Below are 12971 nucleotides of genomic sequence, written 5' to 3' on the forward strand. Positions count from 1 at the left end.
GATGTCCCCGCCGGTGCTCGCGGCGTACCGTTACTGCGAGGCCGTCACCGGCCACCAGGCCCGTAACTTCGCGTACGGCATCAGACTCCTGCCCACCGGCAAGCGGTACGCCATGTCGGCGCTGTACGCCTTCTCGCGCCGGGTCGACGACATCGGCGACGGCGAACTGGCCGTCGGTGCCAAGCGCGCCCGGCTGGCCGACACCCGCGCGCTGCTCGGCCGTATCGCCGAGGGCTCCGTCGCCGAGGACCACACCGACCCGGTGGCGGTGGCGCTGGCGGACGCCGCCCGCCGCTACCCGATCCCGCTCGGCGGGCTCGACGAGCTGATCGACGGCGTGCTCATGGACGTCGCCGGACAGCGGTACGAGACCTGGGCGGACCTGCGGGCCTACTGCCGGTGCGTGGCGGGCGCCATCGGGCGGCTCTCCCTCGGCGTCTTCGGCACCACGAGGGGCGCACACGACGCCGGACGCGCCCCGGAGTACGCCGATACCCTCGGACTGGCCCTCCAACTCACCAACATTCTCAGGGACGTTCGGGAGGACTCCCGCAACGGGCGCACCTATCTGCCCGCCGAGGACCTGGCGAAATTCGGCTGCCCGCCGCTCTTCCACGACGCCGTCACCCCGCCCGGCGCCGACTTCCCGGGGCTGGTGCAGTTCGAGGTGGGCCGGGCGAAGGCCCTGTTCACCGAGGGATTCAAGTTGCTGCCGATGCTCGACCGGCGCAGCGGGGCCTGTGTGGCGGCCATGGCCGGTATCTATCGCAGACTGCTGGAGCGCATCGCCCGCGATCCGGCCGCCGTGCTCCGCGGCCGGGTGTCCCTGCCGGGCCACGAGAAGGCGTACGTCGCGGCGCGCGGGCTGATCGGAGCGGACGCCCGGAGCGTCGCCCGGCGCAACCCGAGGGGACAGCGGCGATGATCCGGGCATACATGGTCCTGCGGTACGCGGCCGGCACCCCCGCCACCCGGCCCGGACCGCGCCCGAGGAGGTGAGCTCATGACGGCGGACACCACCCGCCCCGACCGGCGCGGCACCCGGCCGGCCGGTCCCCCCGGCACGGCGGACGCCGTGGTCGTCGGCGGGGGGCTGGCCGGCACCGCCGCCGCCCTCGCCCTCGCCGACGCGGGCGTCCGCGTCACCCTGCTGGAGGGCAGGCCCCGGCTGGGCGGCCTGGCCTTCTCCTTCCGGCGCCCCTCCCCGGCCGGCGACCTGACCGTCGACAACGGACAACACGTCCACCTGCGCTGCTGCACCGCCTACCAGTGGTTCCTGGACCGGGTCGGCGGCACCCGACTCGCCCCCGTGCAGCGCGCGTTGGACGTACCGGTGCTCGACGCCGGGCACCCCGCCGGGCCGCGGCTGTCCCGCATCCGGCGCAACGCGCTGCCGGTGCCGCTGCACCTGGCCGCCAGCCTCGCCCGCTACCGGCACCTGTCACCGGTCGAACGCGCCGCCGCCGGGCGCGCCGCCCTCGCGCTGCGCGCCCTGGACCCGACCGACCCCGCGCTGGACGACGTGGACTTCGCCGGCTGGCTGCGCCGCCACGGCCAGTCGCCGCGCGCGATCGAGGCACTGTGGGACCTGGTCGGCGTCGCCACCCTCAACGCCACCGCCGAGCACGCCTCCCTCGGGCTGGCCGCCATGGTCTTCCGCACCGGGCTGCTCACCGCCCCCGGCGCCGCCGACATCGGCTGGGCCCGCGTCCCGCTCGGCGAGCTCCACCACACGCTGGCCCGCGCCGCCCTGGACCGCGCCGGGGTCCGCACCGAGCTGCGCACCCGGGCCGCCGGACTCACCCGCACCGAGGGCCGCTGGAGCGTCGCCACCGAGAGCGGGCCGCACGGCCCCGGCCGGCTGGACGCCGACGCCGTGGTGCTGGCCGTGCCGCAGCGCGAGGCGCACGGGCTGCTCCCCGACGGCGCCCTGGACGATCCCGGCCGGCTGCTGCGCATCGGCACCGCGCCGATCCTCAACCTGCACGTCGTCTACGACCGGAAGGTGCTCCACCGCCCCTTCTTCACGGCCATCGGCAGCCCCGTCCAGTGGGTCTTCGACCGCACCCGCCCCTCCGGGCTCGACCGCCACCCGGACGGCGCGGCCGGCCAGTACCTGGCGGTGTCCCAGTCCGCCGCGCACGACGACATCGACCGCTCGGTGGGCGAACTGCGGAGCCGGTACCTGCCCGAGCTGGCGCGGCTGCTGCCGGCCGCCCGGGACGCCGCCGTGCGCGACTTCTTCGTCACCCGCGAACGCACCGCGACGTTCGCCCCCACTCCCGGCGTGGGCCGGCTCAGGCCACACGCCGCCACCAACGCGCCCGGCCTCCACCTGGCCGGTGCGTGGACCGCCACCGGCTGGCCGGCGACCATGGAAAGCGCGGTCCGCAGCGGTCTCACCGCCGCGGACGGTGTGCTCTCCGGCCTCGGCCGCCGGCACCGGAACCCGCCGTCCGCCTCCGGCGGGCGGAACGCCCAGGAGGCGGTATGAGCACCATCGCAGAGAACAGAGGAGAGCCTGTGACCCCGGTGACCCCGGCCGTCGACACCGCGGGCGTCGCGGCGCTGCTGGAGCGCGGACGCACCCTTACCACGCCGGTGTTGCGCGCCGCCGTGGCCCGGCTGGCGCCGCCCATGGACGCCGTCGCCGCCTACCACTTCGGATGGATCGACGCCGAAGGCCGCCCCACCGCGGCCGACAGCGGAAAGGCGATCCGTCCCGCGCTCGCGCTGATCTCCGCGGAAGGCGCGGGCGCCCCGGCCGGGACCGGTATCCCCGGCGCGGTCGCCGTGGAACTGGTCCACAACTTCTCCCTGCTCCACGACGACCTGATGGACGGTGACGAGCAGCGCCGCCACCGGGACACCGTGTGGAAGGTGCACGGACCGGCCCAGGCCATCCTGGTGGGTGACGCGCTGTTCGCCCTGGCCGGCGAGATACTGCTGGAACTGGGCACCGTGGAGGCCGGCCGGGCCACCCGGCGGCTCACCGCCGCCACCCTCCGGCTCATCGACGGCCAGGCGCAGGACATCGCCTACGAGCACCGCGAGCGCGTCTCGGTGGCGGAGTGCCTGGAGATGGAGGGGAACAAGACCGGCGCGCTGCTGGCCTGCGCCGCCTCCATCGGCGCGGTGCTCGGCGGCGCCGACGACCGCACCGCCGACACCCTGGAGCGCTACGGCCACCACCTCGGCCTGGCCTTCCAGGCCGTCGACGACCTGCTCGGCATCTGGGGCGACCCGGTCGCCACCGGCAAGCAGGCCTGGAGCGACCTGCGGCAGCGCAAGAAGTCGCTGCCGGTGGTCGCCGCCCTGGCGGACGACGGCCCGGCCGCCCGGAAACTGGCCGACCTGCTCGCCGCCGACGCCAAGAAGACCGACGCGGAGTTCATGGACTTCGACGAGGCCGAGTTCGCCGCCCGGGCCGCGCTGATCGAGCAGGCGGGCGGACGCGACTGGACCTCCGAGGAGGCCCGCCGGCAGCACGCGACCGCCGTCGCCGCCCTGTCCGACGTGGACCTGCCCGAGCGGGTCCGGGCGGAGCTGACCGCGCTCGCCGACTTCGTCGTGGTACGGCAGAGATGATCACCGCACACCGCATATAGCTCGCAGTCGCCGGCCGGTACCCGCGCCACCCGGCCCGGACCCCCGGGCCCGGGTACCGGCCGACGGAAGCCCCATCACAAGCAGATCGCACCTGCAAGGGGAAGCCATGACAGCGACCACCGTCGAACCCTCCGAGACACCGTCCGAGCCCGCGGCGCTGTCCGCGGCGAGAGCAGCCGCGGACCGCGCGGTGGCGCACCTGCTGGCCCTCCAGGACCCGGCCGGATGGTGGAAGGGCGACCTGGAGACCAACGTCACCATGGACGCCGAGGACCTGATGCTCCGCGAGTTCCTGGGCATCCCGGACAGCCGCGTCCTGGCGGCCGCCGCCCGCCACATCCGCTCCCGGCAGGCCGCGGACGGCGCCTGGCCCACCTACCACGACGGCCCCGGGGAACTCTCCGCCACCATCGAGGCGTACGTGGCCCTCCGGCTGGCCGGCGACCCGCCCGAGGCGCCCCACATGGCCGCCGCCTCCGCCTGGGTCCGGGAGCACGGCGGCATCGCCCGGGCCCGGGTCTTCACCCGCATCTGGCTGGCGCTCTTCGGCTGGTGGCGCTGGGAGGACCTGCCCGAACTGCCCCCCGAGCTGATCTACCTGCCCACCTGGGTCCCGCTCAACATCTACGACTTCGGCTGCTGGGCGCGGCAGACCATCGTGCCGCTGACGATCGTCTCCGCGAAGCGGCCGGTGCGGCCCGCGCCCTTCCCGCTCGACGAACTCCGTGCCGCGGCCGCTCCCCGCGCCGGCGCCCCCGCCACCGGCTGGGACGCCCTCTTCCAGCGCCTGGACCGCGCCCTGCACGCCTACCACAAGGTCGCCATCCGCCCGCTGCGCCGGGCCGCGCTGCGCTCCGCCAGCCGGTGGATCATCGAGCGCCAGGAGAACGACGGCTGCTGGGGCGGCATCCAGCCGCCGGCGGTGTACTCGATCATCGCCCTGCACCTGATGGGCTACGACCTGGGCCACCCGGTGCTCCGCGCCGGGCTGGAGTCGCTGGACCGCTTCGCGGTGTGGCGCGAGGAGCCCACCGCCGGCCCCGGCGTGCCGGGCGACCCCGTCGAGAGCGGTGGGGGGCGGCGGGCGGGGGAGGCGCCGCGGAGCGAGTCCGCGGGAGAGGTCCGTATGGTCGAAGCCTGTCAGTCCCCGGTCTGGGACACCTGTCTGGCGGTCATCGCGCTCGCCGACGCGGGGCTGCCCGCCGACCACCCGGCCCTGGTCAGGGCCGCCGACTGGATGCTGGACGAACAGATCACCCGGCCCGGCGACTGGTCCGTGCGCAGGCCCGGGCTGCCGTCCGGCGGATGGGCGTTCGAATTTCACAACGACAACTACCCGGACATCGACGACACCGCCGAGGTGGTCCTGGCGCTGCGCCGGGTCCGCCACCCCGACCCCGGCCGGGTCGACCGCGCCGTCGGGCGCGCCACCCGCTGGAACCTCGGCATGCAGTCGCGGAACGGCGCCTGGGGCGCGTTCGACGTGGACAACACCAGCCCGTTCCCCAACCGCCTGCCGTTCTGCGACTTCGGCGAGGTCATCGACCCGCCGTCGGCGGACGTGACCGCCCATGTGGTGGAGATGCTCGCCTGGGAGGGCCTGGCCCGGGACCCGCGCACCCGGCGGGGCGTCGGCTGGCTGCTGGCCGAACAGGAGAGCGACGGTTCCTGGTTCGGGCGCTGGGGCACCAACTACGTCTACGGCACCGGGTCCGTCGTCCCCGCACTGGTCGCGGCCGGGATCCCCGCCGGCCACCCGGCCGTCCGGCGCGCCGTCGGCTGGCTGGAGCGGGTGCAGAACCACGACGGGGGCTGGGGCGAGGACCAGCGGTCGTACCCCGAGCCGGCCGGCTGGCGCGGCCGCGGCGCCTCCACCGCCTCCCAGACCGCCTGGGCCCTGCTGGCCCTGCTGGCGGCCGGGGAGCGGGACAGCAAGGCCGTGGAGCGGGGCGTGACCTGGCTCGCCGAGACCCAGACCGCCGACGGCACCTGGGACGAGCCGTACTTCACCGGCACCGGCTTCCCCTGGGACTTCTCCATCAACTACCACCTGTACCGCCAGGTCTTCCCGGTCACCGCACTCGGCCGCTACGTACACGGCGAACCGGGCCCGGTCCGGCCCCGGAGATCCTGATGCCCGCGGACCCCGCCCCGCGGAGCGGTGCCGCACCGCTGCTGATCGCCTGTGCGCTCGGCATCGAACGGCTCGCCCTGCGCGGCGGCGGCCGTGCCGCGCCGTCCGTGCCGGTCACCGTGCTGCGCACCGGCATGGGGCCGCAGGCCGCCGAGCGGGCGGTGGCCCGGGCCCTGGCCGGCGGCCCGGCCGGTCCGGCCACCGCCGTCATCGCCACCGGGTTCTGCGCCGGTCTGGCCCGGGGGATGCACCCGGGCGACCTGGTGGTCGCCGACGAGACCCGCGACGGCCACGGCAGCACCCGCTGCACCGGCGGCGCGGTGCTCACCGCCGCCCTCGCCGAGCTGGTGCGCGGCCACCCCCGGCGCGCCATCCACACCGGGCCGGTGGCCGGCTCCGGCCATGTGGTGCGCGGCGCCGAGCGGGCCGAGCTGCGGGCCACCGGCGCGATCGCGGTGGACATGGAGTCCGCCGCGACGCTGCGCGCCGCGGCGGCCGCGGGCCCCCGTCCGGTTGCGGCCGTCCGGGTGGTCGTGGACGCTCCCGAACACGAACTCGTCCGGATCGGCACGCTCCGCGGTGGAATATCGGCTTTCCGTGTGCTGCGCGCAGTGCTCCCGGCCTTTTTCGAATGGCACCGTTCTGAAGCCGCTCCCCAGGAGGTGAGCTAGATGGCCATGCCGCTCCGTCAGTCCATCAGGGTCGCGACGTATCTCTTCGACCAGAAGGTGATCCGTCGGCGCGCCAAGTTCCCGCTGATCGTGGAGCTGGAACCGCTCTACGCCTGCAACCTCAAGTGCGAGGGCTGCGGGAAGATCCAGCATCCGGCGGGTGTGCTCAAGCAGCGCATGCCGGTGGCCCAGGCGGTCGGCGCGGTGCTGGAGTGCGGGGCGCCGATGGTCTCCATCGCCGGCGGCGAACCGCTGATGCACCCGCAGATCGACGAGATCGTGCGCCAGCTGGTGGCGCGGCGGCGCTACGTCTTCCTCTGCACCAACGCGATGCTGCTGCGCAAGAAGATGGACCAGTTCACCCCCTCCCCGTACTTCGCGTTCGCCGTGCACATCGACGGGCTGCGCGAGCGGCACGACGAGTCGGTGGCGAAGGAGGGGGTCTTCGACGAGGCGGTGGCGGCCATCAAGGAGGCCAAGCGGCGCGGCTTCCGGGTCACCACCAACTCCACCTTCTTCAACACCGACACCCCGCAGACGGTGATCGAGGTACTCGACTTCCTCAACGACGAGCTGAAGGTGGACGAGATGATGATCTCGCCCGCCTACGCCTACGAGAAGGCCCCCGACCAGGACCACTTCCTCGGGGTGGAGCAGACCCGGGAGCTGTTCCGCACCTCCTTCGCGGGCGGCAACCGGCGGCGCTGGCGGCTCAACCACAGCCCGCTGTTCCTGGACTTCCTGGAGGGCCGGACCGACTTCCCGTGCACCGCCTGGGGCATCCCGAACTACTCGCTCTTCGGCTGGCAGCGGCCCTGCTACCTGATGGCCGACGGCTACGTCCCCACCTACCGCCAGCTCGTGGAGGAGACCGACTGGGACAAGTACGGGCGCGGCAAGGACCCGCGCTGCGACAACTGCATGGCGCACTGCGGCTACGAACCGACCGCGGTGCTGGCCACCATGGGCTCGCTCAAGGAGTCGCTGCGGGCCGCCCGCGAAACCATCAGCGGCAACAACGGCTGAGCCGCGCCGCGTCGACACCAGGGGGCCGATCATGTCACTGCTGGAGCACATCCGGGGCCCGCACGACCTGCGGGCCCTGCCCGAGGACCGACTCGTCCCGCTCGCCGAGGAGATCCGCGCGTTCCTCGTCCACGCGGTGTCCAGGACCGGCGGGCACCTCGGCCCCAACCTCGGGGTCGTCGAGCTGACCATCGCCCTGCACCGGGTCTTCGAGTCACCCGTCGACCGCGTCCTGTGGGACACCGGCCACCAGTCCTACGTCCACAAGCTGCTCACCGGCCGGCAGGACTTCTCCGGGCTGCGGTCCCGGGGCGGACTGTCCGGCTACCCCTCGCGCGCCGAGTCCGCGCACGATGTCATCGAGAACAGCCACGCCTCCACCGTGCTGGGCTGGGCGGACGGCCTCGCCAAGGCCGACGAGCTGCTCGGCCGCACCGACCGCCATGTGGTCGCGGTCATCGGGGACGGCGCGCTGACCGGCGGCATGGCCTGGGAGGCGCTGAACAACATCGCCGCCGCCCGCGACCGCCCGCTGATCATCGTGGTCAACGACAACGAGCGGTCCTACGCCCCCACCATCGGCGGGCTCGCCGACCACCTCGCCGCGCTGCGCGCCACCGACGGCTACGAACGGGTGCTGGCCTGGGGCAGGGACGTGCTCCGGCGCACCCCCGTGGTCGGCGGACCGCTGTACGGATCGCTGCACGGCGCGAAGAAGGGGTTCAAGGACGCCTTCGCCCCCCAGGGCCTCTTCGAGGACCTGGGGCTGAAGTACCTCGGGCCGGTCGACGGCCATGACATCGCGGCCGTGGAGTCGGCGCTGCGCCGCGCCAAGCAGTTCCACGGGCCGGTGCTCGTCCACTGCATCACCGACAAGGGCCGCGGCTACCGGCCCGCCCTGGAGGACGAGGCGGACCGGTTCCACGCCGTCGGCGCGATGGACCCGGTCACCGGCGAGCCGCTGCTGCCCCCCGGCGGCCAGTCCTGGACCTCGGTCTTCGGCGACGAGATGGTCCGCATCGGCGACGAGCGGCCGGACGTGGTGGCGGTCACCGCGGCGATGCTCCAGCCGGTGGGGCTCGGCGGGTTCGCCGAGAAGTTCCCCGACCGGGTGTGGGACGTGGGCATCGCCGAGCAGCACGCCGCGGTCTCCGCGGCCGGCCTGGCCACCGCCGGCCTGCACCCGGTCGTCGCCGTCTACGCCACCTTCCTCAACCGCGCCTTCGACCAGCTGCTCATGGACGTCGCCCTGCACCGCTGCCCGGTGACCTTCGTGCTGGACCGGGCGGGCGTCACCGGAACCGACGGCCCCAGCCACAACGGCATGTGGGACCTGTCCGTCCTGCAGGTGGTGCCCGGGCTGCGGATCGCCGCGCCGCGCGACGCCGACCAGCTGCGCGCCCAGCTGCGGGAGGCCGTCGCGGTCGGCGACGGCCCCACCGTGGTGCGCTTCCCCAAGGACACGGTGGGCGAGCCGCTCCCGGCCGCGGCCCGGATCGGCGGTCTGGACGTGCTGCGAGCGGGCCGCGGCAGCGACGCCTCCGCCCCGGCCGGCGAGGTGCTGATCGTGGCGGTCGGGGTGATGGCCGGGGTCGCGCTGGGCGCCGCCGGGCTGCTGGCCGAACGCGGCGTCGAGGCCACCGTCGTCGACCCGCGGTGGGTGAAACCGGTCGACCCCGCCCTGCCCGCGCTGGCCGCCGAGTACCGGCTGGTGGCGGTCGTCGAGGACAACGTCCGCAGCGCCGGCGTCGGCGCGGCCGTCGCCCAGGCGCTGCGGGACGCCGGGGTCGACCAGCCGATACGGACCTTCGGCCTCCCCGAGCGGTTCCTGGACCAGGCCCGGCGTGCCGAGCTGCTCGCCGACGCCGGACTGACCCCCGAGGGGGTGGCCGGCCGGATCGGCGCCGCCCTGGCCGGCAAGGAGAACGGCACATGACCTCCACCGCACCGTCCGGGCCCGGACGGCACCAGCGGACCGCCTTCGACCTCGGCAGGCTGCTCGCCGAGCGCGGCGCTGAACGGTACGAGCTGCACGCCCGCCACCTCAACCACCAACTGCCCCGCATGCTGCGCACCATCGGCTTCGACAAGGTCTACGAGCGGGCCGAGGGCGCCTACTTCTGGGACACCGACGGCCAGGAGTACCTCGACATGCTCGCCGGGTTCGGCGTCATGGGCCTGGGCCGCCACCACCCGGTGGTACGGCAGGCCTTGCACGACGTCCTGGACGCCTCGCTCCCGGACCTCACCCGCTTCGACTGCCCGCCGCTGCCCGGCCTGCTCGCCGAGCGGCTGCTGCGCCACGCCCCGCACCTGGACCGGGTGTTCTTCGGGAACAGCGGCACCGAGGCGGTGGAGACCGCGCTGAAGTTCGCCCGCTGCGCGACCGGCCGGCCGCGGGTGCTGTACTGCTCGCACGCCTTCCACGGGCTCACCACCGGTTCCCTGTCGGTCAACGGCGAGGACGGATTCCGCGAGGGCTTCGCCCCGCTGCTGCCGGACACGGCGATCGAGCTGGGCGACCTGGACGCGCTCGAGCGCGAGCTGCGGCGCGGCGACGTGGCGGCGTTCGTCGTCGAGCCGGTGCAGGGCAAGGGGGTGCACACCCCGCCGCGGGGCTTCCTGCACGCCGCGCAGGAACTGCTGCACCGGCACAAGGCGCTGCTCATCGCCGACGAGGTGCAGACCGGTATGGGCCGTACCGGTGCCTTCTTCGCCTACCAGCACGAGGACGGTGTCGAACCGGACCTGGTCTGCCTCGCCAAGGCGCTCTCCGGGGGCTACGTCCCGGTCGGCGCCACCCTCGGCAAGGAGTGGATCTTCAAGAAGGTGTACTCCTCGATGGACCGGGTGCTGGTGCACTCCGCCAGCTTCGGCTCCAACGCCCAGGCGATGGCCGCCGGACTCGCCGTGCTCGCGGTGATGGAGGACGAGCAGATCGTCGTCAACGCCCGGCACACCGGTGAGCTGCTGCGCGGCCGCCTCGCCGCTCTGGTGCCCCGCTACGAGCTGCTGCACGAGGTGCGCGGCCGCGGCCTGATGATCGGCATCGAGTTCGGCCGGCCCTCCTCGCTGAAGCTGCGCGGCCGCTGGACGATGCTGCAGACCGCGCGGAAGGGGCTGTTCGCGCAGATGGTGGTGGCACCGCTGCTGCAGCGCCACCGGATCCTCACTCAGGTCTCCGGTGACCACCTGGAGGTCATCAAGCTGATCCCGCCGCTGATCATCGGGGAACGCGAGGTGGACCGGTTCGTCGGCGCGTTCACCTCCGTGATGGACGACGCGCACTCGGGCAGCGGTCTGATCTGGGAGTTCGGCCGCACCCTGATGAAGCAGGCGGTGGCGGGCCGCTGACCGGCCGGCGCGCCCGGTCCCGCGCCCGGCGGTCCGCGACGACGGCCCGCCGGGCCCGGGGCGGTCGGGGACCCCGGGCCCGGGCGGGGCTCCGCTCCGGGCGGGCCGGGGTCCGGCGGGTCAGTCGGTGAGCAGCCGCTCCCGCAGCCGTTCGCGGTGCGCCGCGTCCACGCCGAGTCCGCGGGAGAGGTAGTTCTCGGTGCCGCCCCAGAACTCCTCGATCGCCGCGTAGGCCGCGGCGAGGTACTCGGCCCGGGCGTCGAACAGCGGGCTGAGCAGCGCCATCACCTCGGGCGACATGGCCTCGGCGGAGGTGGACTTGCGCCACACCTTGTAGCGGCGGTGGGCCGCGGCGGACTCCAGGTAGTCCGCCTCGATGGCCTCCGGCTCCACCCCGAGGGCGATCAGGATGACCGCGATGGACAGCCCCGCCCGGTCCTTCCCCGCGGAGCAGTGCAGCAGCGCCGGGTGGCTGTCGTCGGCGATCTCGGTGAGCAGCCGGGCGTGCTCGGCGGTCCGGCCGCGGATGATCTCCCGGTAGGAGGCGATCATCCGGTTCGCCGCCCGCCCTTCGTCCAGCAGGCTTCGCAGGGTGGGCAGGTCGCCCTCGCGGACCATGGTCCAGAAGCCCGCGCCGTCCGCCGGGTCGCTGAGCGGCAGGTTGAGGTTGCGCACCCCGGTCAGCGTCACGTCCGGGCCCTCGAGCCTGATGTCGGCGGCGTTGCGGAAGTCGAAGACGGTGTGCAGACCGAGGGTGTCCAGGAAGGCCGCGTCCTCCGGGGTGGCGTGCGCCAGGTGGCCGCTGCGGAAGAGCACGCCCGGCCGCACCCGGCGCCCGTCGGCGGTGGGCAGCCCGCCCACGTCCCGGAAGTTCCGGACCCCGGTCAGCATGGGCTCGGCCGACGGGACCTGCGGTATCTGCTGCGTCACGGGCGCTCCTCGAGGTCGCTCGTCGGGGTGGGGCGTCGGGGTCGGGCGCGCGCGCCGGCCGCAGCCGGCGACGGGCACGGCTGTCACGACCATACGGCACCGGGAGCCGCAGGTGAGGGTGGCGGACGTGGGGAACCACCGGGGGGCGACGGGGGGTGTGCTCCGGCGCGCCGGGCGCCGCGCGGGGCGCGGCGGCCGGCGGTCGCGCCGGTCCGCCGCCAGGGGACCGCTGCCGTATTCCGGTTCGGTGAAATCCGGCAGGTGGGATAGATCACCCCTCGTCAACCCCCGGTTACGGTGGCGTAAGTCACTTCCCGGAGAGGATGATGTGCCGACGTGGCAGACGATTCGAAGAGCTTGAACGAAGACACGATCGGGTCGTACGCAGCCGTCGGGGACAGCTTCACCGAAGGCGTCGGCGACCCCGGGCCCGACGGCCGATTCCTCGGCTGGGCGGACCGGCTCGCCGTACTCCTGTCGGACCGGCGGCCGGCTTCCGATCCCGCGACCCCGTACCCCTCCGACTCCGCCCGGTTCGGCGACGATCCCGGCGGTGCGCCGCCCACCGGGCCGGCCGCCGCCGAGTTCCGCTACGCCAACCTCGCCGTGCGCGGACGCCTCCTCGACCAGATCGTGGCGGAGCAGGTGCCGCGCGCAAAGGAGCTCGCCCCCGATCTGGTGAGCTTCTGTGCGGGCGGCAACGACATCCTGCGTCCCGGCAGCGACCCCGACGCGATCGCCGAGCGGTACGAGGCGGCGGTGGCCGACCTCACCGGCGTGGTGGGCACCGTGCTGGTGTGCACCGGCTTCGACACCCGGGGCGTTCCGGTGCTGCGCCACCTGCGCGGCAAGATCGCCACCTACACGGCGCACGTACGCGCCATCGCCGACCGGCACAACTGCCCGGTGCTGGACCTGTGGTCGCTCCGTTCGGTGCAGGACCGGCGCGCCTGGAGCGAGGACCGGCTGCATCTGTCGCCGGACGGACACACCCGGGTCGCGCTGCGCGCCGCCCAGGTGCTCGGTCTGGAGGTGCCCGCCGACCCCGATCAGCCGTGGCCGTCGGAGGGCGTGCGGACCGCCGCCGAGGTGCGCCGTGACAACCTCCACTGGGCGCGGGAGCACCTGGTGCCGTGGATCGGCCGCCGGCTGCGGGGCGCGTCCTCCGGCGACCACGTCGAGCCCAAGCGGCCGGACCTGCTGCCGCTGCGGTAGCCGTCCGGCGGAGCGCACGGACAGGCCCGTGC

General features: G+C 74.3%; 10 protein-coding genes. 9 read left to right on the plus strand and 1 reads right to left on the minus strand.

Annotated features, from left to right (window positions below; translation table 11 throughout):
- Position 1 precedes the first annotated feature (1 nt).
- The 8 genes from hpnD (at position 2) to ACH4B3_RS08850 (ending at position 10794) form a co-directional block, all read left to right on the plus strand.
- A complete protein-coding gene (hpnD, locus tag ACH4B3_RS08815; protein ID WP_398462332.1) occupies positions 2 to 925 on the plus strand; it encodes a presqualene diphosphate synthase HpnD in 924 nt (307 codons plus the stop codon).
- A gap of 78 nt (positions 926 to 1003) precedes the next feature.
- Entirely contained in the window at positions 1004 to 2494 is a 1491-nt protein-coding gene (gene hpnE / locus ACH4B3_RS08820; protein ID WP_398462044.1) for a hydroxysqualene dehydroxylase HpnE, read from the plus strand.
- Positions 2491 to 3588: a polyprenyl synthetase family protein gene (locus ACH4B3_RS08825; RefSeq protein WP_398462045.1), complete on the plus strand. Its 1098-nt coding sequence runs from the start codon at positions 2491 to 2493 to the stop codon at positions 3586 to 3588. Before hpnE ends, ACH4B3_RS08825 begins: the two co-directional genes overlap by 4 nt.
- 127 nt (positions 3589 to 3715) lie before the next feature.
- The gene (gene shc, locus ACH4B3_RS08830) at positions 3716 to 5743 is read left to right on the plus strand and encodes a squalene--hopene cyclase (protein ID WP_398462046.1); all 2028 of its coding nucleotides are present in this window, start codon (positions 3716 to 3718) and stop codon (positions 5741 to 5743) included.
- Positions 5743 to 6414 (plus strand): 1-hydroxy-2-methyl-2-butenyl 4-diphosphate reductase, encoded by a 672-nt coding sequence (locus ACH4B3_RS08835; protein ID WP_398462047.1) that lies wholly within the window; start codon positions 5743 to 5745, stop codon positions 6412 to 6414. The genes shc and ACH4B3_RS08835 overlap by 1 nt, the downstream gene beginning before the upstream one ends.
- Positions 6415 to 7440: an adenosyl-hopene transferase HpnH gene (gene hpnH, locus ACH4B3_RS08840; protein WP_398462048.1), complete on the plus strand. Its 1026-nt coding sequence runs from the start codon at positions 6415 to 6417 to the stop codon at positions 7438 to 7440. It abuts the gene before it with no gap.
- A gap of 31 nt (positions 7441 to 7471) precedes the next feature.
- Positions 7472 to 9376, plus strand: a complete 1905-nt coding sequence (gene dxs, locus ACH4B3_RS08845) for a 1-deoxy-D-xylulose-5-phosphate synthase (protein ID WP_398462049.1) — start codon at positions 7472 to 7474, stop codon at positions 9374 to 9376.
- The gene (locus tag ACH4B3_RS08850) at positions 9373 to 10794 is read left to right on the plus strand and encodes an aspartate aminotransferase family protein (RefSeq protein WP_398462050.1); all 1422 of its coding nucleotides are present in this window, start codon (positions 9373 to 9375) and stop codon (positions 10792 to 10794) included. Before dxs ends, ACH4B3_RS08850 begins: the two co-directional genes overlap by 4 nt.
- A 120-nt stretch (positions 10795 to 10914) precedes the next feature.
- On the opposite strand, the gene ACH4B3_RS08855 is transcribed toward ACH4B3_RS08850, so the two are convergent.
- Complete coding sequence (locus tag ACH4B3_RS08855; RefSeq protein WP_398462333.1) at positions 10915 to 11685, minus strand: tyrosine-protein phosphatase; 771 nt, start codon at positions 11683 to 11685, stop codon at positions 10915 to 10917.
- Between the two features lie 375 nt (positions 11686 to 12060).
- Here ACH4B3_RS08855 and ACH4B3_RS08860 point away from each other — a divergent pair, with 375 nt between their 5' ends.
- On the plus strand, positions 12061 to 12939 hold the full coding sequence (locus tag ACH4B3_RS08860; RefSeq protein WP_398462051.1) for an SGNH/GDSL hydrolase family protein: 879 nt from the start codon (positions 12061 to 12063) through the stop codon (positions 12937 to 12939).
- The last annotated feature ends 32 nt before the right edge of the window (positions 12940 to 12971 follow it).

This window comes from Streptomyces sp. NPDC018031, assembly GCF_044327625.1.
Lineage (GTDB): Bacteria > Actinomycetota > Actinomycetes > Streptomycetales > Streptomycetaceae > Streptomyces.